This window comes from Pedobacter miscanthi, from assembly GCF_003315595.1.
Lineage (GTDB): Bacteria > Bacteroidota > Bacteroidia > Sphingobacteriales > Sphingobacteriaceae > Pedobacter > Pedobacter miscanthi.
Map to the genome: position 1 here is coordinate 221,439 of NZ_QNQU01000005.1, position 23,869 is coordinate 245,307.

Sequence of the window (23,869 nt, forward strand, 5' to 3'; positions counted from 1 at the left end):
CTTAGACTCAGGACTAAAGACTGTAGACTAAGGATTGGTAGCTAACTATCTTTTCATCGCTCTATCCAACTCACGTTTTGTATCGCGGTCTTTAATGCTATCACGTTTATCGAATTCTTTTTTACCCTGTGCTAAGGCAATTTCCATTTTTGCAAAACCTCTTTCATTGATAAAAATGTGCAGTGGAACAATGGTATAACCTTTTTCTTCGCCTTTAAGCTTCAGTTTTCTGATTTCCTTTTTCTGTAATAATAGGGCACGGTCGCGTTTAATATCGTGGTGGTAAAATGAACTGTGGCTATATTCCGAAACGTGCAGGTTGCGCACAAAAAGGTTACCGCCTATAAACATGCAGAAAGCATCTGTCATGTTGGCTTTACCCTGTCTGATAGCTTTTATTTCAGTTCCTAAAAGGGCTATACCGGCTACGTATTTATCTAAAAGATTGTAGTCGAAATAAGCTCTTTTATTTTTTATGTTGATGTCGTTTTTCAAAATTTAATAAAGTATATGTTATTGTAATCTTCAGCAATGATAAAAAATACACTTGCCGGGTTGCAAATATCCTAAAAATTGACGTGATAATTTAATTTTAAGACGTAAAGAAGTCAAGTTTAATAGCAATGTTCATATTCAAACTTGACTTCTTTGAATAAAAGTGCTGATCTGGAAATGTTCTGCTGGTGTTCTTGGCTTCTTCAGTCCCGCTTTTTGCTGCAACCAAAGCAGAAAAAGCTTTTGGTTTCCGCGTTTATCGGGTTTATTTAACATGGGCTGGTGCAAGGAACAAGCCTTTCATCTGCTTACAAAACCTTATTCATTAAACCCGACAGAAACGGGCATCCCGATCCTTCAATTGGGATAAAGTGGATGGCGGGACTACAGCAGCCATTAAAAACTGACATTCGTTTTCGGATTATAAATAATTGTGCAGGAGAGAAGTCAAGTTTAGACAGGCGATATGCCCATTAAAACTTGACTTCTCTAGCATAAAAAATGTTCATCTGTTTGTAAAAGCTAAGGATATATTATTATGTTCGTATTTATTCAATTAAGTTTGGACATAAAACACTAAAATGAAATTCAGAAACCTACTTTTAATCTTATTATTAGCCCTAACTTTTCAGGTAAAAGCACAGCAGCCAACTTTGTTGCCCCAATTTACTTTCTACCGTCTGGATGGAAAAGCTTTTTCTAATACCGATATCAAACAGGGGAAAAAGAACCTGTTTATTTTATTCGACTGTACCTGCGAGCATTGCCAGCGTGAAAGTAAAATCCTGAATACGAACTATGCCAAATTTAAGGATGTAAATATCTATATGATTACCATGGATGAGGGTTATATTATCCCCCAGTTTTTCGATTCTTATGCCAAAGGTTTAAATGCAAAACCAAATGTATTGGTGCTGCAGGATAAAAAACGCATGTTTATTCCAACTTTCTTGCCGAAACAATACCCCGCAATGTACTTATACTCACCAGCCGGTAAATTATTGTTATACCAATCAGGTGATGGCGGTATTAAAAAGATGATTACCGCAGTAGGTAAATAATATACCTTTTTTAGTCACAGATAAACACAAAACTCATATCTGTGTTTATCTGTGAAAATCTGTGGTTGGTTATAAAAACCTAAAATTTATCTGATAATCAGCACAGGAATATTTACTTTATGCCGTACTGAGTCAACCGTGGTACCAAAAATAAGGTCTTTTAAGCCTTTATGTCCGTGCGCACCCATTACCAATAATTCCATTTCGTTCCGGTTGCTAATATCGGCTATCGCTTTACCTGTGTTTCCGAAACCAATAAACGGGGTAGAATCGTAACCCAGATCTTCCAGATTGGTACGGTATTTTTCTAAGTTCTCCGCATCACTCATTGTTTCATGATCCATTACATCATTGCCATGGTAACGTGCAGCCGCAGTTTCAACCACATGGATCAGGTAATAATGCGCATCTTTACCACCCTGGATTAAAGCATGGCGAATGGTATTTTTATCATTTTTAGAAAAATCGACGGCAATACCAATGCGTTTGTAACTGATCTTGTCAATTTTACCAATATCCAAAGCATTTCCATGGGGAATAAGCGATCGGGAAGCATTCTTTTTCTTTTCTAATAAAGGGTGGAAAAAAACATAAAGCAATAAAAGCACGATCAGGATCAAAGCTGGGATTACAAATACATAAATCCACCAGTTGTTGGCTTCTTTTGCCCAGCCACTTATTTCTTCGATAACAAGCTTTACATTCAATGCAATAATGGCTATGGCGCTTGCCCAGGCTAAAATTTTTACCCAGGGCTTGATCGCGAAATCTTTCATCAGTTTTTTATCCGATGTAAAATGGATCAGGGGGATAATGGCGAAACCCAGCTGCAAACTTAAAACCACCTGACTTAAAACCAATAATCCGCCAAGGGCATCATCACCATAATGCAGAATGGTAAAAAACGCAGGGATAATGGCCAGTAAACGGGTAATTAGCCGGCGTAACCAGGGTTGTATCCTTAAATTAATATGGCCTTCCATAATAATCTGTCCCGCTAAAGTTCCGGTAACTGTAGAGCTTTGTCCGGCGGCAATTAACGCGATGGCAAAAAGGGCTGGGGCAACGCTCCCGAAAATGTTCGAAAGCAATTTATGCGCATCCTGTATTTCGGCCACTTCGTGCAGGCCGTTTTTATAAAAAGCTGCCGCGGCGAGGATCAAAATGGCGGCATTAACAAAAAAAGCGAGGTTTAGCGCTACTGTGGTATCAATCAGGTTAAATTTTAAGGCTTCTTTGATGCCTTTATTGCTCCGTTCTATCTTTCTGGTTTGTACCAGAGAGGAGTGCAGGTACAGGTTGTGTGGCATTACGGTAGCACCAATAATCCCGATGGCAATATAAAGTGCATCACCATTTAAAATGGAGGGCTCAAAACCTTTTGCCACTTCTTTTATGGAGGGTTCAACAATAAACATTTCGACCAGAAAGGAAATCCCGACAATAAAAACCATTGATACAATAAAGCCTTCCATGGCCCTCATGCCTTTATTTAGTAGAAAAAGCAGTAAAATGGTATCGAAAATGGTAATGGAGATGCCCCAGATGAGTGGTAAGCCAAATAAAAGCTGTAAACCGATGGCCATACCAATGATTTCGGCCAGATCACAGGCTATAATGGCCGTTTGTGCCAGGCCGAATAATGGAATATTCGCCCAGCGCGGATAAGCCTGTTTTGAGGCTTGGGCTAAGTCTAAACCACGTACAATACCCAAACGGGCACTTAATGATTGTAACAGCAGCGCAATAAGGTTTGACATGAGTAAAACCCATATCAGTTGGTAGCCAAATTTACTGCCACCGGCCAGATCGGTTGCCCAGTTGCCCGGATCCATGTAACCAACGCTGATTAAATAGGCCGGACCAATAAAAGCCAAAATCCTTTTCCAGCCTTTTCTTTTATCTGTATTTACACTCTGATGTACTTCACTTAACGATTCAGTTTTTGCCATTACTGCTGATTAAAATATGTTTTGCAACTTCTCTACTAATGTTAACTTGTTTATCGGATAATCTGATTTCTACTGAACCATCAAAATCGGTAACATCACTAACCTGGATTTGTTTGCCCAAAGTAAGTCCCAGCTTTTCTAAATGTTTTAAAAATGCCGAACTGTGTTGACTAACACCGGTAATGGTGCCTGAATCGCCCACTTTTAATTCGATGAGTTTAATAAACTGGGTTTTGGCAAAACGTCCGTTTTTATCGGGGATAGGATCACCATGTGGATCTGCTTTTGGGAAACCCAGAAACTCATCCAGTCTTTCAATCAGCTCAACGGACCTGATGTGTTCAAGCTCTTCGGCCACATCATGCACCTCATCCCACTTAAAATTTAATTTATCTACCAAAAAAACTTCCCAAAGGCGGTGTTTGCGTACAATATCTATTGCGGTATTTTTTCCGGTCTCTGTTAATGTTACACCCTGGTATTTAATATAATCAACCAAACCTTTATCAGCCAATTTCTTGATCATGTCTGTTACAGAAGCAGGTTTTGTTTGCATCTGCTCTGCAATCGCATTGGTTTGGACGTTTGTTGTGCGCTCTGCTAAATGATAAATTGTTTTTAGATAGTTCTCTTCCGTGTAACTTTGCATTTATATTTATCTAATTAAATTTTTAGGTAAATCTAAAAATTTTTATTTAAAATATATATGATAAATTATGTTAAAATTTAGAATATAATTTGGTTATGTTTGTATTCTCAAATACCTTTAACACCGTATGGCATCTGAATTAGATAAAATTGATTTTAAAATTTTAAGGATTCTTCAAGAGAATGGAAGAATTACCAATTTACTTTTATCCCAGGAAATTGGTTTATCGCCTGCACCAACTTTAGAGCGTGTGCGCAAGCTCGAAATGGCAGGATATATTAAAAGTTATCATGCCTTGGTTGATGAAGAAAAACTGGGTTTGGGTATCAAAACTTTTATCCAGATCCAACTCGATTTTCATAAAAATAATACCATCCAGATTTTTCTGGATGAAGTAAACCAGATCAAGGAAATTACGGAGTGCCACCACGTAACCGGGCAGGCCGATTTTCTGTTAAAGGTTTATGTAAAGGATATTAAAGCGTACGAACGTTTAATTATGGATAAAATCAGTAAGATTTCTGTAGTGAAAACCTTCCAGACGATGATGATCATGTCTACCACGAAGAAAGAGCCGATTGTGCCTTTGGAGTACTAGCATATTCTTTTTTAAGCAATTATTTAATAGAACGGTCGTCATCTCGACTGGAACGCAGTGGAATGGAGAGATCTGTTGTAGATTTCTCGACTGCGTTGCACTTCGCTCGAAATGACGATGAGTCTAGTAATGATGTATCGCTTAAAATTAGTCTATTCCTATATTCAATATTATTTTCTCAATAATTCCTGAGATTTCCTTTGCGTTTTGATAAACCATAAAGTGCGTTCCATTATGGATCACGAAATCGGGTTTTGCAATTTTAGAATACAATATCTTATCACTTGTACCATGGATGTGGTAAATCCGTTCAGGTATTGTTTTATTTCTCCAGCTTAATATACTTCCAATGGCCCATTTTAAGAAAAAGGGGTCAGTATCTTTAATAATTTTGCTGAGCAACGTTTTTTCGCTGCTTGATTTAGTGCCGAAATAATAATTCTGCGTGAGTTTATTTGAAGATTTTAACAGTTTGGCCAGAATAAATTTTAAAATGCCCAACCTTCCTGCAAAATGGTAAAGCGCCGGTAAATGATTGCGTAACATCGTACTCGAAATGATAATCGTGCTAACGGGGTTTAAAACCTTTGCTATTTCTACCGCGATCATTCCACCAAACGATACCCCAACCAAGGCAAAAGGTTGCGATTGATCGATAATGCTACTTAACCTTTCGGCATAAGCAGCTAGTGATTCATCTTTAACCGGACTAATCCAATCTACATGAATGATATTGATTTTTTCGTTGAGCTTAAGTTTGGAAAAAATCCTTTTATCAGCACCTAAACCACTTATAAAGTAGGTATTCATTACTCCGGCAGATTCCAGTCGATAGGGCTAAGGTTATTTTGCACCAAAAGCTGATTGGCTTTTGAGAAGTGTTTAGAACCGAAAAATCCATTATAGGCAGAAAAGGGTGACGGATGCGCCGCAGTAAGCACATAATGCTTTTTCTGATCAATTAAAGCTGCTTTTTGTTGTGCATACTTACCCCATAAGAGAAAAACGATATGTTCGCGTTTTTGAGACAAAGCTTTAATAATTTCATCAGTAAAAATTTCCCAGCCCCGGTTCTGATGTGAGCCGGCTTCCGAAGCGCGGACGGTTAAAGTTGCATTCAGCAATAGCACACCCTGCTCAGCCCAATGGGTTAAATGGCCATGGTTGGGTGTTTTAAAACCTTCAATATCGGTTTCCAGTTCTTTATAGATATTTTTTAACGATGGCGGAACAGCTATGCCCCGTTGTACAGAAAAAGATAAGCCATGTGCCTGCCCGGCACCATGATAAGGATCCTGACCTAAAATCACCACTTTAACCTGATCGAAGGGTGTAGTATTTAATGCATTGAAAATATCAGCACCTTTCGGATATACCGTTGCACCATTTTGTTTTTCCTCCTGTAAAAAAGACTTCAGGCTTTTCATGTAGTCTTTTTCAAATTCTTCTTCTAAAATGGCTAACCAACCTGGTTCTAATGCTGCAGACATAGTATTGATGTAAAATGTAATGATGTAAGATGTATGATGTTTTTTTGGTTAATAGTTCATGTCTTGGATGGTTTAGCATAAGCCAATAGGCTATCTACCATGAGCCATCAAACTATGAACCATAAACTCACTCAAAAAGTTTAAGATTTTTTCTTGTAAATCGCTAATAAATCACCTTCTAAAGATGTTTTAGGACCTTCGATGATACGGCCTAATTCATTTCCTTTTTTATCAAACACAATAAATGTAGGTACCCTCGAAATGTCCAGACCATCCAAAATGCCGTTTTCAGCTTTTTTATTTCCGTCAACAGCAATAATTTCTACATTTTTTTCTTTAAAATGCAGGGCATCTAAAATTTTAAAGAAGTTTGGTACGTTTGCTTTGCTGTCGCCACACCATGTGCCTAAAACTATCTTGATTTTTTCATTTTTAACCAGTTTTTTTAGTTCAATCATAGTTGCTGCATCTGGAACGTAGGCAGCATAAAGTGGATCGTACATCTCCTTAAATTCAGGGAAAGTGGTAATTCCCTCGCGGGTGCAGGCGTTGATCAGGATATCTTTATTGTGGACTTGATCGTGGATTTTTTTATTAACTTCTTGTGCAGAAACGTTCATTGCAAGTACGATTAGGGTTATGGATAATAGGAATTTCATAGCGGTATGATGGTTTTTTGTTGCTTTTAAATTTTTAATGAAATTATTGTTTTAAAATCTAATTTCTGCCATTTAAACACGATATTTGCAAAAAAAATTATTAGAATAAAATTTATGCCAAATATTATCAGATTAATTGCGGGGTTTGCTTTATTGGGTGGCGCAGTAGCTTTATTTGTTTTCGGTTTCTGGCCTTGGGGCATTATTGCCATTTTATTAGGAATAGTTGTGCTGGTAACTTATTTCTTCAATGAAAATATGCTGTTGGCCCAATGGTTTCTTAGAAAAGACAACATGCCTAAAGCAAAAATGTTTTTAAACCGCATTACCGATTACGAAAAACAGTTGATTAAAGCACAGCACGGTTATTATAACTTATTGATTGGTTTAATCGAAAGCCGCACTGCACCGATGCAGAGTGAAAAATATTTTAAAAAGTCGCTTGCTTTGGGCATGCACATGGATCATAATGTTGCCCTGGCTAAATTAAGCTTAGCTGGTATAGCAATGGCAAAACGTAATAAACGCGAAGCAACCATGTACCTTGCAGAAGCAAAAAAAGCAGATAAGAATAAGTTATTGGCCGATCAGATTAAACAGATGAAAGATCAGATGGGCATGATGGACAAGCAACAACAGGTTCGTTACAGATAGTATTAAACGTATTCGTTTGAAGCCATTTCATAATTGAGATGGCTTTTTTTATGGAGAAAACGTCATTTCGAGCGAAGTCGAGAAATCTACCTTGAGATGGATCTCTCCACTCCACTATGTTCCGGTCGAGATGACGACCCTTTAGTATTGGAAACGATGCAAATACTGATGCCATAATTACAAAGGATCCCTTCCGATAAACCTTTCTTCACCTAATAAAAAACCAATTGCTTTGTTAACATTCTTCTCTACCGATTCATCCGTTTTAAGGTTGGCTATGTAACGAACAATTTCTTTTTGCAGGTAAGGGGCGAGGCTATCGAATATATCTTTTGCTTTTTTATTTCCCGCTAAGGCCTGCTCCAATTTTGGATTCATTTCAATGAAACGTTCTTCAGCATCAAATTCAATTTCGAAAATAGCATTATCGCCAATATCCTTCTTAGCAGCTTTTCGCATCGGCGTGTTGAGATACAAACGCCAATCGCCGGCATATTTTACCAGAGTCTGTTTAAACTCATGGCCATCAATTTTCATGATAACGGGTAATTGTCCTTTATTTTTACCTGCCTGTTTAAAGATATATTCCAAGGTTTTTACGGGTATAAAAACAAAGGGGTTAATGCCTATAATTTTAATCTCAGCCTTAAAAGGTTTAGGTTTTTTGATCTCCATTGTTTAAAGATATTGCGTTTCATTAAAAATCCATAATCATAAATCACTAAACCTTATCTCTGCGACTACGTTTATATTCATCGCCAGCCGCTAAGCGCCTTTCGCTCTGCGCTCTTCTTAAAAAATCAAAACCAAATGCCATTTTTCATTGTAGTTTATATAAAAATCTTAATCCCATGGCAACATCACAAGAAGGAAGTACAAACAATACTCAGGAAGAAAATAATATTAAAGATCTTGGTGGCAAAGCAGCCATCGAAAAACTCAGAGAACTGGCAGATAAGGCCGAAAGCTGTTTTTTCTGTACCAATATTAAAACGGGTATTCCATTATCAGTTAGGCCAATGGCTATCCAGCAGGTCGACGATGAAGGTAATATCTGGTTTATGAGCATGAAAGACAGTCATAAAAATGAAGAGATTTCTACTGATCCCTTTACCCATTTATTATTTCAGGCGGGCGCACATTCGGGCTTTGTTAATATTTATGGTATTTCAGAAATCAGCAGAGATCAGGCTAAGATTGATGAACTTTGGAGTCCGTTTATTAAAACCTGGTTTCAGGGAGGAAAAGACGATCCGAATATTACACTGATTAAAGTAATCCCTTCTGAAGGATACTATTGGGATACAAAACACGGAACTGCTGTAGCATTTTTGAAAATGGCAGCATCCGTAATTACCGGAAAAACAATGGATGATTCGGTAGAAGGAACTTTGGAGGTGGATTAAGCTAATCGTCATGCTGAATTTATTTCATTAGCTATTTCCATTGTTTTTTAATTGTCTAATGGCTACTTCGTGGTCAGCATCTAGCTCGAGTAGACCCTGAAATGAATTCAGGGTGACGTATAGTTTATTTGTCTCCTAAATAATCGAATCCTTCAAATTCTTCTCTTTGAGCTCTTTTGCTTAAGATATCTTCATCTTCAGCCTGGTTTCTTGAGAAAAATAAGGCTTCGGCCTGGATTCTTTTTATTAATTGGCGAACTAAAGTTAAATCAAAAGCATCTTTGCTTAATTTAATGCAGTATTCTCTTTCGTTGATTTCTAAACTTGACGTATTCATAAGGCAATGATTTATTTATCGATTGCTGTAAATATAGAAAAGGCTTGCTAAACAATTGTTAGCAAGCCTTTTAAGTTTTTGTTATGTTTGTGTTAACACTAAAAGCGTATTTTCACCGTTAGGAAAGCCTTTTTTAACTATTTATGTGATAAAAACAAACCATCATCGGTTTTGGCAACCTTTAAAATGCCTTTACCGGTTAATGCTTTTAAAGTAGTATCCCACTTTTTATTGCTCCAATCGGCCAGTTTTGCCTTTACATCTGTTAACAGATATTGTTCGCCTTCTGAAACCAATGCATATAATTCTGCTTCTTCTGGTGTTAACTCTAATTTCTTTTTCTCCGGACGCATCTGCGGGAAGAATAACACTTCCTGGATGGTACTTTGATTGGTCATTAACATTACGATACGATCGATACCAAAACCTAAACCCGAGGTAGGAGGCATACCATATTCTAAAGCACGTACAAAATCGTCGTCCATTGCCATAGCCTCGGCATCACCACGATCGGCCAGTTTCAGCTGATCTTCAAAACGTTCTTTCTGATCAATCGGATCGTTCAGCTCTGAATAAGCATTTCCGATTTCTTTACCATTCACAAAAATTTCGAAACGCTCTACCAATCCTTCTGCGCTGCGGTGTTTTTTAGCAAGCGGTGTCATTTCGATTGGGTAATCGGTAATAAAAGTAGGCTGGATTAAATTGGCTTCTACTTTTTCGCTGAAAATTTCGTCTACTAATTTACCACGACCCATGGTAGAATCGGTTTCGATACCTAAAGAAGCACAGGTTTGCAAAAGTTCTTCTTCAGTCATTTTCGAAACATCAATTCCGGTGTATTTTTGGATTGATTCGTACATGGTCAGTTTTTCGTATGGTCCTTCGAAATTGATTTCGTTTTCGCCAACTTTAACTACAGCAGAACCATTGGTTGCAATGGCTACCTTTTCCAAACATTCTTCAACCATAGCCATCATCCAGATATAATCTTTATAGGCTATATAAATTTCCATTGAGGTATATTCCGGATTATGTGTACGGTCCATGCCTTCGTTGCGGAACATTTTACCGAACTCGTAAACACCGTCGAAACCTGCAACAATCAGTCTTTTCAGATACAGCTCATTTGCAATACGAAGGTAAAGCGGCATATCCAAAGTATTGTGGTGCGTAGCAAAAGGACGTGCGGCGGCACCACCATGGATAGGCTGCAGGATAGGGGTTTCTACCTCCATCCAGCCTTGCTCATCAAAGTAATTGCGCATGCTGTTAATTACCTTGCTGCGTTTGATAAAAATCTGTTTGTAATCAGGATTTACCGTTAAATCTACATAACGCATGCGGTAACGCAGTTCAGGATTGGTAAAGCCATCATATACATTGCCTTCATCATCACGTTTTACAATAGGTAAAGGGCGTAAAGATTTAGCTAAAACGGTAAAACCGGTAACATGGATAGAAATTTCTCCTGTTTGAGTGGTAAAAACGTAACCCGTAATCCCGATAAAATCGCCGATATCCAAAAGCTTTTTGAATACCGTGTTATATAAGGTTTTATCATCGCCAGGACAAAGCTCATCTCTCTTTAAATAAATCTGGATACGGCCTGTCGAATCCTGTAATTCTGCAAAAGATGCTGCACCCATAATGTTACGGCCCATAATACGGCCTGCTAAACTAACGGTCTTATAAGCAGTTTTATCTTTTTCGTAATTTGCTAAAATGTAGGCAGCAGTTACATTAATTTCGTATGCTTCTGCCGGATAAGGCTCAATGCCTAACTGGCGTAGTTGTTTTAACGACTCACGTCGTAATACTTCTTGTTCTGATAATCCTATACTCATTTCGGGTATTTTTTGCAAAAGTAATGAATTACTTCGTTATTGCGAGGAACGAAGCCATCTTAAAGCAGTAGAAATTGATTTTTTAATTGATAATGATGTTGGATACAATCTGGTTTTAACTAAGATTCTGCTTCTACGCCTTCTTCATACATCTCATTAATCGCATCCGCATATTTCTTTTCTACAATGCGGCGTTTAACTTTCATGGTTGGGGTAATTTCTCCTTCATCGATATTGAAAGGATTACGTTTGATCTTGAAGTTTTTAATGCGTTCAAATTTAGCCAGTTCGTTAGAGATTTTCTTAATATCCTGCTCCATCCAGTCGATAATTTCTTGGTTACGGATAAAAGGATCAGCTTCATCGAAAAAGGATGGTTGAAGTTTAAAGGTTTCTTCGAGTGTTTCCCTGTTTGGGATAATGATGGCGGTAATAAATTCGCGTTTATCGCCAATCAAAAATAACTGGTCAATTTTTGGACTCTTTAAATAAATATTTTCTACCGGTGTAGGATATACATTTTTGCCATAGGCATTTACGATCATGTTTTTTAAACGATCGGTAATCTGCAGGTTTCCTTTATAAAACCGGCCAATATCGCCGGTGTGGAACCACATATCTTTATCAATTGCTTCGGCAGTTTCTGCAGGTTTGTTAAAATAACCTTTCATTACACAATGTCCGCGTACAATTACTTCACCTTCTGCACATTCAAAATCTTCGTTAAAAGTGTTGTGTGTTTGGATACTGAGCATTTCTTTGCTTTCCACATCCTGTATCCCAACCTCAATACCGGGAATTATGCGTCCTACTGTACCATAAACTTGTCGGTGGTATTCCGTAACCGACATTACCGGCGAAGTTTCTGTTAAGCCAAAACCTTCCAGTATTTTAATGCCCAGATCGCCAAAAAACTCACCCACATTTTTAGGTAAGGCAGCACCTCCGGAAATCATGAATTTTAAACGCCCACCAGTTTTTTCTTTGATTTTGCTGAACACCAGTTTCTCGGCTATGCCTTTTTTTGCAGATAGAATTAACCCGGGATTTTTGCCAGCTTCTTTTGCTATGCGGTATTTATTCCCGGTTTCTAATGCCCAGGTAAATATTTTTGCTTTTGTTCCACCACCTGCGGTTCCTCCTTTTATTGCTTTATCATGTATACGCTCCAGCAAACGGGGCACACAGCTCATCACGGTTGGACGCACTTCACCCATGTTTTTTGCCAGTAACTCTAAACTTTGTGCGAAAGCAATTTTACAGCCCTGAGCACAGCAAACATGATAGGTAGCAGTACGCTCGAACACATGCGACAATGGTAAAAACGAAAGGAAAGTTTCTGTTTGGTCAATCACCGGGATCTGCTGCAAACAAACCTCTACATTTTTGACGAAGTTATAATGGGTTAACATTACCCCTTTTGGCGTGCCGGTAGTACCAGAGGTATATATTAAAGAAGAAACATCTTCCGGTAATACTAAGCTTCTGCACTGGTCTATTTCGGCCCTTTCAGCTGCGGTAACCTGGTGTTTAAGTGCCAAGATATCGGAAAAAGCGATTACTTCTACATTTACATCTGCAGAGATAGTAACTTTTTCAAAATCCTTAAAAGCCGGGATGATATATTTTAATGCTTTACAATTGGCAGCAACTTTTAAAACCTTGCGGTATAGGAAATTATTCCCAACAAGAATGGCTTTTACGCCAGAGTCATTAATAATATAAGCTACTTCCTGCTCAGATAGCGTAGGGTAGATAGAAACATTAATTACACCAATCTGCTGGATTCCCTGATCATAATAAACGTATTCAGGCGAATTTTCGATCATTAAACCTAAACGATCGCCTTTTTTTATGCCTTTTTCCAAAAAGAATGCAGAAACTGCATCGGCTCTTTTTAGGGTATCCTCGTAAGAAATTTCAACCCATTCTGCACCCTGTTTATGGATCAGAAAGGTTTCTTGTGGTTGGTGTATATTTTTTACAACATTCCGCAACAGGGTAGGGACCGTTGAAAATTCGTTTATTAATGGCATTGCTCGTAATTGGTTCGCTGAATATAATTAACAATTATAAGGCTTTTTGGTTTAAAAATACAAATTGGCGTTAGGGTTTCTTCCATACCTGTCATCCTGAGTGCAACGAAGGATCTTTATAGAATACACTAGCTTTACTTCGATACGACCTTTACGTAATAATATTTGTCCGCCCATCTGCTCAGTATTGCCTCGGCTCGCCGCCGCCGAAGGGCTCTTACCTTTTTCTTGATAAAAAGGTAACCAAAAATCAAGGCTTGGATCTGATGTCGGATAAATTCTTTAAAGCTTTGACGGCGGCAGAATCTAGGCTTTTTTCCTTGCTTTATTCCACCGCTCTCGCTTGATTCTGCTTTGGGTTGTGCTGGGTTGAATAGAAATGCTAAAGCTTTAACGTTTTCTCCTTCCATCATGTCCTATGCCGGATGGGCAGGGCGCAGAGTAAGTTTTCACATTATTTCTATTGCGCTTACTTCATCAGCAAAGACTGTTACTTTTTTTTGATATGCCTTAGCCATGATGACGATTTTATATGAATGCAAGTGAAAAGAATAATAATCTGCCTTATCTGCTGATTTTAAATCTGCGAATATCTGCGGGAAAAATGGGAGAATAAGCCTGTGAAAACAAACTTCCTGAAACGTAAAAAAGGTTCCATAAAATGAAACCTTTTCTTATAAATTTTAGATCCGATTAAACTGAAAAACTCTCACCACAGCCACAGCTACGGCTTGCATTCGGGTTGATAAAATTAAAACCTTTTCCGTTTAAACCATCCGTGAAATCAAGTTCAGTTCCGGCCAGATAAAGGAATGATTTCATGTCTAACGCAATTTTGATTCCTCTGTCTTCAAAAAACTGATCGCCTTTTTGCTCTTCGTTATCAAAATCAAGATTGTATGATAAACCCGAACAGCCACCACCTTTTACCGAAACACGTAAAAAGTAATCAGAACCCATTTCCGAATCCTGCATTAAGTGGGTGATTTTTTCTTTTGCTTTATCTGTTATCGTAATCATAGTAGTATCAAGTTTTTTAGTATTAAGTTATTAGTATCAAGTATCAAGTATAAGTTATCTTGATACTTGATACTCCAATACTTGCTACTAATCCTAGTGGTGCGATTTTTCTAATACAATAGCTTCTAAGCCATTTTTAACGCGGTAATCGTTAATCGCAGATTTAATTGCGTCCTCTGCCAAAACTGAGCAGTGGATTTTTACCGGAGGTAAAGCCAATTCTTCAACAATATCCATGTTATCGATAGATAAAGCTTCATCAATTGTTTTTCCTTTTAACCATTCTGTAGCTAAAGAAGAAGAAGCGATAGCCGAACCACAACCAAACGTTTTAAATTTAGCATCAGTGATTACGTTATCTTCGCCAACTTCAATCTGTAAACGCATTACGTCGCCACACTCAGGTGCACCAACTAATCCTGTTCCTACAAATTTGCTGTCTTTATTTAAAGTACCTACGTTACGTGGGTTATTGTAATGGTCAATTACTTTTTCTGAATATGCCATGATTTTATTTTTTTAATCTCCTTACGGAGCAATTTTTTAATTATTTGTTTAGCGTTGGGCGGTTGGCGCCAGGCGATTATCCTTATGCCTTATAACCTTCCAGCCTTCTACCTTTCTTAGTGTTCTGCCCACTCGATTTTACTCAAATCGATTCCTTCTTTAAACATTTCCCAAAGTGGAGAAAGTTCTCTTAAATGGTTAACCGCTTTTTGGGTTACTTCAATCGCCTGGTCAATTTCTTCTTCTGTCGTAAACCTTCCTAAACCGTAACGGATAGAAGAGTGTGCTAAATCATCAGATAAACCTAAACTTTTCAATACATATGACGGTTCTAACGAAGCTGAAGTACAAGCCGACCCTGAAGATACTGCTAAATCACTCATCGCCATCATTAAACCTTCACCTTCAACATATTTGAACGAGATGTTGGCTACATGTGGTAAACGGTGTTGTGTATTACCATTAACATAACTCTCTTCCATTTTGTTCAGCGTGGTTTCCAACTTATCACGCAAAGCTGATAAACGTGCTGATTCACTTTCCATTTCTAAACGGCAAAGTTCGCAGGCTTTTCCTAAACCAACAATACCAGGAACGTTTAACGTACCCGAACGCATACCACGCTCGTGGCCACCGCCATCCATTTGTGCAGTTACTTTAACCCTTGGGTTTTTACGGCGAACGTAAAGTACACCAACACCTTTCGGACCATACATTTTATGTGCCGAGAAAGCCATTAAATCAATACCATCAGCATTTACATCAACCGGAATTTTACCAACTGCCTGTGTAGCATCAGTCATAAATAAAGCACCGTGTTTGTGTGCAATGGCTGCAATTTCTTTAACGGGTTGAATTACACCGATTTCGTTGTTGCCATACATGATAGAAACTAAAATCGTTTCAGGTGTCATAGCAGCTTCTAATTCAGCTAAATCAATTAAACCGTCTTCTTTAACACCTAAATAAGTAACGCGTGCGCCATTTTTCTCTAAGTGTTTGCAGGTATCTAAAACCGCTTTATGTTCAGTAACCGCAGTAATGATGTGGTTACCTTTTTCTTTGTACATCTCAAATACACCTTTAATAGCCAGGTTATCGGCTTCGGTAGCACCTGATGTAAAAATAATTTCTTTTTCAGTACAGCCGATTAATTTGGCTACCTGCTCACGGGCGTAATCAACACCTTCTTCGGCCACCCATCCAAAGGCATGGTTACGGCTTGCGGCGTTTCCAAATTTTTCAGTAAAGTAAGGTAGCATTGCTTCCAGCACACGTGGATCTAACGGTGTTGTAGCATTATTATCTAAATATATCGGCTGTTTCATCTCTATTCTGTTAATTATACCACAAAGATACGAAAAAACTTATTTAACAATTATAAATAATAGCTATGAGCTTATAGAGAAAAGCTGCATTTTTACATTCACATAACCTTATAATCTATGAAAAAGATAGAACACATCGGTATCGCGGTAAAAGACCTTAATCGTTCCATCGCCATTTATGAGAAACTGCTCAATACCGATTGCTATAAAACAGAGCAGGTTACTTCCGAAGCCGTAAGCACAGCCTTTTTTAAAACAGGCGAAAACAAGGTAGAATTACTCCAGGCCACGACTCCGGATAGTGCAATTGCCAAATTTATCGAGAAAAAAGGAGAGGGGATTCACCATATCGCTTTTTTAGTTGATGACATCCTTGCCGAAATGGAACGTTTACATCAAGAAGGATTTGTGTTGCTAAACGAGTCGCCTAAAAAAGGGGCGGATAATAAAATGGTGTGTTTTGTGCATCCCAAAGATACCAATGGTGTGCTGATCGAGATCTGCCAGGAAATTAAATGGGTTTAGGGGATGGAAAATGGGAGAGGTAAAATGGGAAATGGCTTAGCTCCGGCGTCACCTTGAATTTATTTCAGGGTCTTTTGAAAACGAATGGTTCCGTATTCCATCGTATCTGTAGTCCTGCTGTACATTCTAGGCCCTCTTTTCAATCGGGCGCTGCCATTTCCATCAGGTTTATTTAACTTTGGCCTGCGGTGCTTGGCTTTAGCAAATTGCCTAATAAAACTTGATCTTAAAATCCTATAATCTCAAAAATCCTAATTCCGTGTCATTAACCAGCATCATCAGTAAAGATTTCGATATTCCGGATCAACTCTCCGAAAGCCAGTTACGCGCTGCAATGGTTGATGCTTTTGCCTATCTCATCGATAACGATTTTCCAAAACTGGTACAGATCTTATATAAGGCAGATGTAGATCAGTATAAACTAAAAGAACTGCTGGAAACCGTAGAAGGGCTTAGCTCTGCCGAAGTAATTGCTGATGCATACATTGCCCGTCAGAAAGCTAAAATAGAAACCTGGGCAAAATATAGTCCGAAGAAAGATTAGTCTGGCGTATTTATTCCTGCGAAGGATTAAAGCGGTTGTACATATCCATGTCAAAAAAAGAGATGGAATTGATCTTATCCGCTTTTAATACAAGATCGGTTTTTAATTCATCTGTATTGGCAACGGAACCATCTTCAATATAACTGGCATAAACCGTTAAATACTGGGTGGTAAAAACCAATTCCTTATCATCAGTCTTGCGGTAACCACTAAAAGCAGGCGTAATGCGGATATAACTTGTGGTGAAGGGTTTAGGGAGCTCTTTTACCCAGCCGATGTAAAATTTTCCGCTATCCATGGTAAACTGTAAAAGATGTGCGTCAAAAAAAGAGGAACTTAGTAATAATTCAAATTCATTTCCCGAAGTAGATATGGCCCTCTTAATAGCTTTAAGCCTGTTGATAAATAAATTGGCAATTTCTGTAGCCACTACGGCAACAAATAACGACATGCTGGTTGTACCGAAATAAGGCGCATGGATAGGAAGTAGTTTGCTAAGATGTGTTATGGTTTCAGGCCAGATGGCAATCAGGATTGCCCTTAATAAAAAACATGCACCTAATAACAGAATGCCTGCAAAAGCAGAATTTAATAAAATGCGCTGACTTTCGAGCCGGTATTGTACGTAACGCAGATACCTGAACCTGATTAAAATATAGTAGCCGCCTACAAGGGGAAATAAAAGTAGGTTAAAAGGCATCTATAAGGCTATTTCTTATTTTTATCCTTTTCTATTTTCTTAAAAATACTCGATTCCATTAATGAGCTTACCATTTGGATAATCCTGGGTTGCGCAAAAAAATCGGGACTTTTAATATAGAGCTTTCCGCTGCTATTGGCATGGATAATACCATCTAATTCGCCGTGTTTTCTCATATAACAAATTTACACATATTTTTTAAATATCTGAAAAACAATATTAAGATCAAAAAAGTTTAGTTTTGCAGCGTGTTTTCAGCTAAAGAAGAAGTAGAAAAAACCGATAATTTAAAATTCTTTAATTAGGCTTGTAAATCAAAAATAAAATTAAGATATTTGCATCCTCTAAAATAGAGGTAGAAAGACTAATAGGAAATGTCATAAGCGTTGTTGCCAGCAAATTGCAAGAATGTTCTTGATGCTTTCACACAAATAACTAAAAATAATATTCAAATGAAAAAAGATTTGCACCCAACAAGTTACAGACCAGTTGTTTTTAAAGATATGTCTAACGAATATGCTTTCTTAACAAAATCTTGCGTAGATACTAAAGAAACAATTAAATGGGAAGATGGTAACGAGTATCCTCTTTATAAATTAGAGATTTCTCATACTTCACACCCTTTTTATACTGGTAAAATGAAATTGGTTGATACTGCAGGACGTATCGATAAATTCAAAAACCGTTACGCTAAGAAATAATTTTAGCTGTAAAAAGCATTTTTTGAAGTCCCTTTGCCAAAAGCATCGGGACTTTTTTTATTTTTGCAGCTTATGACAATCAATTTATTTGATGATTCTTGCTGGGCGTCGCTCCGCCCGCTAACTTTTACCAGGCCTGTGGCCGATCTGCGTATTGGTATTTTAACCATTGCCGAAAAATGGGGCAGATATTTAAATGCCGATTTTGGTTTTTATACCCAGGATTACCTTTCCATAAAATTTGCGCCGAAACCTAATGCAGATTTATTTATAAACGGATCTGTTTGTCCGGATGAAGCTTTGCTTAATGCCATTGCTAACCTTAAATCAGGCGAAGCACTTTATAAAAAAGATGTTGTTATAGCTTATATTGCCGATCAGCACGATCTTGAAGCCGTTAAATCATTAAAACAAATTGAATACAAGGAAGATTTTGTACAGATTGTTCATCCCGAACATATTTTCGGTCATAACCCTGTCGAGATCAGAAAAGATTTTAAATTATTAACCGAAGGACGTACTTCGGCCAAAATAAGTAATACCAACCAATTGCTGGGCGAGGATATTTTTCTCGAAGAAGGTGCTAAAATTGAATGCAGTGTGCTTAATAGTGGCTACGGACCGATCTACATCGGTAAAAATGCCGAAGTTTGGGAAGGATCTTTAATCAGGGGATCTTTTGCACTTTGCGAAAATTCTTCGGTAAAAATGGGGGCTAAAATATATTCGGGTACTACAATCGGTCCGAATAGTCGCGTAGGTGGTGAAATTAACAACGCTGTAATCTGGGGCAATTCGGCCAAAGGGCACGAAGGTTATTTAGGCAATTCCGTAATGGGCGAGTGGTGTAATATCGGTGCCGATACCAACAATTCGAACTTAAAGAATAACTATGCAGAAGTTAAACTTTACGATTACGAAAACCAGAAAATGCGGAATACCAATCTGCAGTTTTGTGGTTTAATTATGGCCGATCATGCTAAATCCGGCATCAATACCATGTTTAATACCGGTACTGTAGTAGGGGTTAGCGCTAATGTTTTCGGCGGCGGACTTCCACCAAACCATATTCCTGATTTTAGCTGGGGAGGGGGCAATAGTTTTGAAGCGTATAAACTGGATAAAATGCTCGAAACCACCGAAAAGGTATTCGCCAGAAAGAATCTACCTTTAGGAGAAGTTGATAAAAACATTATTGCAAAAATATTTGAATTAACCGAATCGTATAGACGATTTTAATATAAAACCTTGATCTTAAAAGATCAACCAACCATTAAATAATACAAAATGAGAAAAAAGATTGTTGCCGGTAACTGGAAAATGAACTTAGATTACAACGAAGGTATTTCGTTGTTCAGCGAAATCGTAAATATGGTTAAAGATGAGCGCAAAGGCGATCAGCTGGCTATTATCTGCTCACCGTTTGTTCATTTAAACAGCTTGGCAAAATTGGGTGGTAACGATGTTAAAATTGGCGCTCAAAACATCAGCGATAAAGAAAGCGGTGCTTATACAGGCGAAACTTCGGCTAAAATGGTAAAATCTGTTGGTGCAGAATATGTGATTTTAGGTCACTCGGAGCGCAGACAATATTTTGCTGAAAGCGATGAATTATTGGCTGCCAAAACCAAAACAGCTTTGGCCAATGGTTTAACTCCTATTTTCTGCATCGGCGAAACTTTGGATGAGCGCAACAATGGCAGCTATTACGAAGTGTTGAAAAAACAGCTTGTAGAAGGTATTTTTGGCTTAACCGAAGAAGATTTCAAAAAGATTGTGATTGCTTATGAGCCGGTTTGGGCCATCGGAACAGGTTTAACTGCTTCACCTGAGCAGGCACAGGATATCCATGCTTTTATCCGCAGTGAAATTGAAGCAAATTATGGTTTCAATGTGGCTGATGATACCACAATTTTATATGGCGGTAGCTGTAACCCTGGTAATGCGGCGAGTTTATTCTCTCAAAAAGATATTGATGGTGGCCTGATTGGTGGAGCATCATTAAAATCACGCGATTTTACAGATATTATTAAAGCATTAAATAGCTAAATGCAATACATTAAAGCAATATTTACATTCCAAGGTATCGAAGACTATCAACAGGATCTGCTCATCAGCGATCTTGCCGATTTAGGCTTCGATACTTTCGAAGATAGTGAGGGTGGATTTACGGCTTTCATAATCAGGGATAATTTTAACGAACAGGAATTAAAAGATCTGCTGGGTAATTATAGTGAAGAATTTGCAACCGAATATACTTTAGAAGATGTTGCCGACGAAAACTGGAATGCCGAATGGGAGAAGAACTTTAGTCCGCTGATTATTGATGATGTGTGTTATGTGAGGGCAACCTTCCATGAGCCACAGCCATCGTATCCTTACGAGATCTTAATTGATCCTAAAATGGCTTTTGGTACCGGTCACCACCAAACCACTACCATGGTGATGCAGTATATTTTAGCTGCTGATCTTAAAGATAAAAATATCCTTGATATGGGCTGCGGAACTGGAATTTTAGCCATTCTGGCGGCGAAACTGGGCGCTAAAAGTTTAATGGCCATCGATTATGATGACATCTGTTACCAAAGTACCATCGAAAATGCTGCACTTAATCATGTAGATAATTTAAAGGCACTTTGCGGCAGTAAAGAAGTTATTCCTGATGACGAATATGATGTTATTTTTGCTAATATTAACCGCAACATCCTTTTAGATCAGATCCACCGTTATGCTGAAGTTTTAAAAGCAGGAGGCAAAATTTTCTTTAGTGGGTTTTATTTAGATCCCGATTTAAGCATGATTACAGCCGAATGTGCTAAATATGGCATTAAATACGTTGACCATAAACAAAACGGCGACTGGGTAGCGGCACAATTTGAAAAGAAGTAAGATGTATGATGGAAAATGGATGATGTGGGAAGCACACATTCAATAATTCATTCATTCAAAATTCAATCATTCTCTAATTCCTCCATTCAATAATTAAAAATATGCGCATACATTTTATAGCAATCGGTGGAAGTGCCATGCACAATCTCGCCATTGCCTTACATAAAAAAGGATATCAGATTTCGGGTTCTGATGATGTGATTTTTGAACCTGCAAAATCCCGTTTGGATAAATATGGGCTTTTGCCTGCCGAAATGGGTTGGGATGAAAACCGTATTTCGCAGGATCTTGATGCGGTAATTTTAGGCATGCACGCAAGGATCGATAATCCTGAATTGTTAAAAGCGCAGGAGCTGGGTGTCAAAATCTATTCTTATCCCGAATATATTTACGAACAGAGCAAAAACAAACTGCGTGTAGTAATTGGTGGCAGTCATGGTAAAACAACCATTACCAGCATGATTTTGCACATATTAAATTATTATAAACGCGATTTCGATTACCTCGTTGGTGCACAGCTGGCCGGTTTCGAAACCATGGTTAAAGTAACCGAAGAAGCTCCCGTAATGATAATTGAAGGTGATGAATATTTATCGTCGCCGATTGATAGAAGACCTAAATTTCACCTTTATAAAGCAAATGTTGCCGTAATTAGTGGTATTGCCTGGGATCACATCAATGTTTTTCCCACTTATGCTGATTATACGTTGCAGTTTGATAAATTTATCGATACCATCGAAACTAAGGGTACTTTGATTTATTGTAGAGCAGATGCCGATCTGAACGAAATTGTAGCAAATTCGAAAGCAGACATTACTAAAATCGGTTATGCCATTCCGGAACATGAAATCAGAAATGGGATAACTTACCTGCTTCCGGAAGAAATGGCGCTAAAGATTTTTGGCGATCACAACCTGATGAACCTGAATGCGGCTAAATTAGTATGTAAAGAGTTGGATATCAGTGAAACAGAATTTGATGCTGCAATTGCTTCATTTACTGGCGCAGCCAAACGTTTGGAAGTAATTTCTGCTGATGATTCGACAAATGTTTATAAGGATTTTGCGCATTCGCCATCAAAATTAAAAGCTACTATTGATGCGGTTAAAGCGCAGTTTACCAATCGTAAATTGGTAGCCTGTATCGAATTGCACACTTTTAGCAGTTTGAACAAAGATTTTTTAAAAGAATATACCGGTGCAATGGATAAAGCTGATGAGGCTATTGTATTTATCGATATCAAATCTTTTGAGCAAAAACGCATGGAACCTTTTTCTGAAGATGACGTGCAACAGGCTTTTGCCAATCCCAGATTGAAATTTTTTAACGATGCTGCCAAACTGAAAAGTTATTTGTTAAGCCTCAATTATAAGGATACCAACCTGCTAATGATGAGCTCCGGCAATTACGCAGGTTTCGATCTGCCCGAACTTGCGGCTTCGTTAGATAAATAGATATGAGACGTGAGATTTGTGACATAAGATAACCCCATCTCATATCCAGCATCTCAAGTCTCATATCTCACATTTAGTATCTCAAATCTATAAATGAAAAGCATCGGAGACCGCATTAAACAAAGCAGATTGGCCTTAGGTTTAAGTCAGGCTGATGCTGCCAAAAAATTAGATATTTCTACCCCGGCTTTCTGCAAAATAGAGACAGGACAAACCGATCTCAATATTTCCCGTTTACTCCAGATTTCCAAAACTTTTAAAGTTTCTGTTGCACTATTGATCGATGGTAAATCAATATCGGCAGATTCTTCTTCAGAATTGGCGGCGCTTAAAAAAGAACTGATCGAAAAAGAAGAAGAAATTAATAAACTCCGTAAAAAGGTGATCGATCTATACGATAAACTCGGAATATAAAATTCGGATTTCCACTTGTTAAGCCGACTAATTATCGTAATAAAGCTATATAATAGAATAAAATTCATTTTTATTTAAAATATTTTGAATTATGTTCTTAATATTTATAGTTTTACAGAATGGTAATCGAAAACAATTTTAGCCTTGATCATGTCGATCTGGCTATACTCAGACTCATGCAGGATAATGCCCGGATCTCAAACGTAGATTTGGCTAAGGCATTGGATCTCGTTCCTTCAGCTGTACTGGAGCGCGTAAAAAAACTTGAAAAAAAGAACGTGATTACAGGGTATAATGCCAAGGTAAATCCTGTTGCGGTCGATTTAAAATTGTTAGCATTTATTTCGATGAAATCTGCGCAAAGTTTCAGCTGTAACGATACGGCGAGCGAACTGGCAAAAATTCCCGATGTGCAGGAAGTACATGTAATTGCAGGCGATGATTGTTTCTTGGTGAAGGTGAGAACAACAGATTCGGCTTCATTAATGGCTTTGCTGCGCGATGAGTTTAGCAAAGTGCCCAATATTTTATCGGTAAAAACAACTATTGTGTTAGAAACGGTAAAGGAACAACAACAACTGGTAATTCCTCAAAAATAAAATC

The 23,869-nt window shown here is 38.0% G+C and carries 29 protein-coding genes; 13 read left to right on the plus strand and 16 right to left on the minus strand.

The genetic code is table 11. The features are described from left to right. Positions 1 to 45: 45 nt before the first annotated feature. Entirely contained in the window at positions 46 to 495 is a 450-nt protein-coding gene (smpB, locus tag DRW42_RS07840) for an SsrA-binding protein (RefSeq protein ID WP_113948273.1), read from the minus strand. Between the two features lie 581 nt (positions 496 to 1,076). Here smpB and DRW42_RS07845 point away from each other — a divergent pair. Then, positions 1,077 to 1,556 (plus strand): TlpA family protein disulfide reductase, encoded by a 480-nt coding sequence (locus DRW42_RS07845; protein ID WP_113948274.1) that lies wholly within the window; start codon positions 1,077 to 1,079, stop codon positions 1,554 to 1,556. 86 nt (positions 1,557 to 1,642) lie between these two features. Here DRW42_RS07845 and DRW42_RS07850 read toward each other — a convergent pair whose 3' ends face one another. Further along, positions 1,643 to 3,508, minus strand: coding sequence for an Nramp family divalent metal transporter (locus DRW42_RS07850; RefSeq protein WP_113948275.1), 1,866 nt, complete (start codon positions 3,506 to 3,508; stop codon positions 1,643 to 1,645). Next, entirely contained in the window at positions 3,495 to 4,157 is a 663-nt protein-coding gene (locus DRW42_RS07855; RefSeq protein ID WP_113948276.1) for a metal-dependent transcriptional regulator, read from the minus strand. Before DRW42_RS07855 ends, DRW42_RS07850 begins: the two co-directional genes overlap by 14 nt. 127 nt (positions 4,158 to 4,284) lie before the next feature. Here DRW42_RS07855 and DRW42_RS07860 point away from each other — a divergent pair, with 127 nt between their 5' ends. Continuing rightward, the gene (locus tag DRW42_RS07860; RefSeq protein WP_025142637.1) at positions 4,285 to 4,755 is read left to right on the plus strand and encodes an Lrp/AsnC family transcriptional regulator; all 471 of its coding nucleotides are present in this window, start codon (positions 4,285 to 4,287) and stop codon (positions 4,753 to 4,755) included. Between the two features lie 147 nt (positions 4,756 to 4,902). Here DRW42_RS07860 and DRW42_RS07865 read toward each other — a convergent pair whose 3' ends face one another. From DRW42_RS07865 to DRW42_RS07875, 3 genes are all read right to left on the minus strand, one after another. Further along, entirely contained in the window at positions 4,903 to 5,565 is a 663-nt protein-coding gene (locus DRW42_RS07865; RefSeq protein ID WP_113948277.1) for an alpha/beta fold hydrolase, read from the minus strand. After that, positions 5,565 to 6,245 carry a uracil-DNA glycosylase gene (ung, locus tag DRW42_RS07870; protein WP_113948278.1) on the minus strand — a complete coding sequence of 227 codons (681 nt, stop codon included), beginning with the start codon at positions 6,243 to 6,245 and terminating at the stop codon, positions 5,565 to 5,567. Before ung ends, DRW42_RS07865 begins: the two co-directional genes overlap by 1 nt. A gap of 140 nt (positions 6,246 to 6,385) precedes the next feature. Then, on the minus strand, positions 6,386 to 6,904 hold the full coding sequence (locus DRW42_RS07875; RefSeq protein ID WP_113948279.1) for a thioredoxin family protein: 519 nt from the start codon (positions 6,902 to 6,904) through the stop codon (positions 6,386 to 6,388). A 114-nt stretch (positions 6,905 to 7,018) separates the two neighbouring features. Between DRW42_RS07875 and DRW42_RS07880 the strand changes: the two genes are divergently transcribed. Further along, positions 7,019 to 7,558 carry a YgaP family membrane protein gene (locus tag DRW42_RS07880; RefSeq protein ID WP_113948280.1) on the plus strand — a complete coding sequence of 180 codons (540 nt, stop codon included), beginning with the start codon at positions 7,019 to 7,021 and terminating at the stop codon, positions 7,556 to 7,558. Positions 7,559 to 7,735: 177 nt separating this feature from the next. Here DRW42_RS07880 and DRW42_RS07885 read toward each other — a convergent pair whose 3' ends face one another. Further along, positions 7,736 to 8,233: a YdeI/OmpD-associated family protein gene (locus DRW42_RS07885; protein ID WP_113948281.1), complete on the minus strand. Its 498-nt coding sequence runs from the start codon at positions 8,231 to 8,233 to the stop codon at positions 7,736 to 7,738. A gap of 176 nt (positions 8,234 to 8,409) precedes the next feature. Between DRW42_RS07885 and DRW42_RS07890 the strand changes: the two genes are divergently transcribed. Further along, positions 8,410 to 8,964, plus strand: a complete 555-nt coding sequence (locus tag DRW42_RS07890) for a pyridoxamine 5'-phosphate oxidase family protein (RefSeq protein WP_113948282.1) — start codon at positions 8,410 to 8,412, stop codon at positions 8,962 to 8,964. Positions 8,965 to 9,088: 124 nt separating this feature from the next. Here the strand turns inward: DRW42_RS07890 and DRW42_RS07895 are convergent, their stop codons facing one another. From DRW42_RS07895 to DRW42_RS07925, 7 genes are all read right to left on the minus strand, one after another. Continuing rightward, positions 9,089 to 9,301 (minus strand): hypothetical protein, encoded by a 213-nt coding sequence (locus DRW42_RS07895; RefSeq protein WP_113948283.1) that lies wholly within the window; start codon positions 9,299 to 9,301, stop codon positions 9,089 to 9,091. Between the two features lie 137 nt (positions 9,302 to 9,438). Then, on the minus strand, positions 9,439 to 11,148 hold the full coding sequence (gene lysS / locus DRW42_RS07900) for a lysine--tRNA ligase (RefSeq protein ID WP_113948284.1): 1,710 nt from the start codon (positions 11,146 to 11,148) through the stop codon (positions 9,439 to 9,441). Positions 11,149 to 11,267: 119 nt separating this feature from the next. Next, positions 11,268 to 13,184 carry an AMP-dependent synthetase/ligase gene (locus tag DRW42_RS07905; RefSeq protein WP_113948285.1) on the minus strand — a complete coding sequence of 639 codons (1,917 nt, stop codon included), beginning with the start codon at positions 13,182 to 13,184 and terminating at the stop codon, positions 11,268 to 11,270. Positions 13,185 to 13,318: 134 nt separating this feature from the next. After that, the gene (locus tag DRW42_RS07910) at positions 13,319 to 13,597 is read right to left on the minus strand and encodes a hypothetical protein (RefSeq protein ID WP_113948286.1); all 279 of its coding nucleotides are present in this window, start codon (positions 13,595 to 13,597) and stop codon (positions 13,319 to 13,321) included. A gap of 280 nt (positions 13,598 to 13,877) precedes the next feature. Next, positions 13,878 to 14,204, minus strand: a complete 327-nt coding sequence (locus DRW42_RS07915; protein WP_025142623.1) for a HesB/IscA family protein — start codon at positions 14,202 to 14,204, stop codon at positions 13,878 to 13,880. Between the two features lie 93 nt (positions 14,205 to 14,297). Beyond that, positions 14,298 to 14,711: a Fe-S cluster assembly scaffold IscU gene (iscU, locus tag DRW42_RS07920; RefSeq protein ID WP_025142622.1), complete on the minus strand. Its 414-nt coding sequence runs from the start codon at positions 14,709 to 14,711 to the stop codon at positions 14,298 to 14,300. Positions 14,712 to 14,827: 116 nt separating this feature from the next. Beyond that, positions 14,828 to 16,039 (minus strand): IscS subfamily cysteine desulfurase, encoded by a 1,212-nt coding sequence (locus tag DRW42_RS07925; RefSeq protein WP_113948287.1) that lies wholly within the window; start codon positions 16,037 to 16,039, stop codon positions 14,828 to 14,830. Between the two features lie 117 nt (positions 16,040 to 16,156). On the opposite strand from DRW42_RS07925, the gene mce reads away from it, so the two are divergent. Next, complete coding sequence (mce, locus tag DRW42_RS07930) at positions 16,157 to 16,564, plus strand: methylmalonyl-CoA epimerase (protein WP_113948288.1); 408 nt, start codon at positions 16,157 to 16,159, stop codon at positions 16,562 to 16,564. A gap of 259 nt (positions 16,565 to 16,823) precedes the next feature. Next, positions 16,824 to 17,108 carry a hypothetical protein gene (locus DRW42_RS07935; RefSeq protein WP_113948323.1) on the plus strand — a complete coding sequence of 95 codons (285 nt, stop codon included), beginning with the start codon at positions 16,824 to 16,826 and terminating at the stop codon, positions 17,106 to 17,108. Positions 17,109 to 17,118: 10 nt separating this feature from the next. On the opposite strand, the gene DRW42_RS07940 is transcribed toward DRW42_RS07935, so the two are convergent. Both DRW42_RS07940 and DRW42_RS28720 read right to left on the minus strand, forming a co-directional pair. Next, positions 17,119 to 17,808 carry a hypothetical protein gene (locus DRW42_RS07940; RefSeq protein ID WP_113948289.1) on the minus strand — a complete coding sequence of 230 codons (690 nt, stop codon included), beginning with the start codon at positions 17,806 to 17,808 and terminating at the stop codon, positions 17,119 to 17,121. Positions 17,809 to 17,816: 8 nt separating this feature from the next. Next, positions 17,817 to 17,984 (minus strand): hypothetical protein, encoded by a 168-nt coding sequence (locus DRW42_RS28720; RefSeq protein WP_158544299.1) that lies wholly within the window; start codon positions 17,982 to 17,984, stop codon positions 17,817 to 17,819. A gap of 276 nt (positions 17,985 to 18,260) precedes the next feature. Between DRW42_RS28720 and DRW42_RS07945 the strand changes: the two genes are divergently transcribed. From DRW42_RS07945 to DRW42_RS07975, 7 genes are all read left to right on the plus strand, one after another. Continuing rightward, positions 18,261 to 18,509, plus strand: a complete 249-nt coding sequence (locus DRW42_RS07945; protein ID WP_025142617.1) for a type B 50S ribosomal protein L31 — start codon at positions 18,261 to 18,263, stop codon at positions 18,507 to 18,509. A gap of 72 nt (positions 18,510 to 18,581) precedes the next feature. Continuing rightward, positions 18,582 to 19,748, plus strand: coding sequence for a putative sugar nucleotidyl transferase (locus DRW42_RS07950; RefSeq protein WP_113948290.1), 1,167 nt, complete (start codon positions 18,582 to 18,584; stop codon positions 19,746 to 19,748). Between the two features lie 48 nt (positions 19,749 to 19,796). Further along, positions 19,797 to 20,558, plus strand: a complete 762-nt coding sequence (gene tpiA / locus DRW42_RS07955) for a triose-phosphate isomerase (protein ID WP_113948291.1) — start codon at positions 19,797 to 19,799, stop codon at positions 20,556 to 20,558. Next, a complete protein-coding gene (gene prmA, locus DRW42_RS07960; protein WP_113948292.1) occupies positions 20,559 to 21,398 on the plus strand; it encodes a 50S ribosomal protein L11 methyltransferase in 840 nt (279 codons plus the stop codon). It begins immediately after the preceding gene. Positions 21,399 to 21,499: 101 nt separating this feature from the next. Continuing rightward, positions 21,500 to 22,852, plus strand: a complete 1,353-nt coding sequence (locus tag DRW42_RS07965; RefSeq protein WP_113948293.1) for a UDP-N-acetylmuramate--L-alanine ligase — start codon at positions 21,500 to 21,502, stop codon at positions 22,850 to 22,852. A gap of 93 nt (positions 22,853 to 22,945) precedes the next feature. After that, the gene (locus tag DRW42_RS07970) at positions 22,946 to 23,266 is read left to right on the plus strand and encodes a helix-turn-helix domain-containing protein (RefSeq protein ID WP_113948294.1); all 321 of its coding nucleotides are present in this window, start codon (positions 22,946 to 22,948) and stop codon (positions 23,264 to 23,266) included. A gap of 119 nt (positions 23,267 to 23,385) precedes the next feature. Next, positions 23,386 to 23,865 (plus strand): Lrp/AsnC family transcriptional regulator, encoded by a 480-nt coding sequence (locus tag DRW42_RS07975; protein ID WP_113948295.1) that lies wholly within the window; start codon positions 23,386 to 23,388, stop codon positions 23,863 to 23,865. Positions 23,866 to 23,869 lie beyond the last annotated feature (4 nt).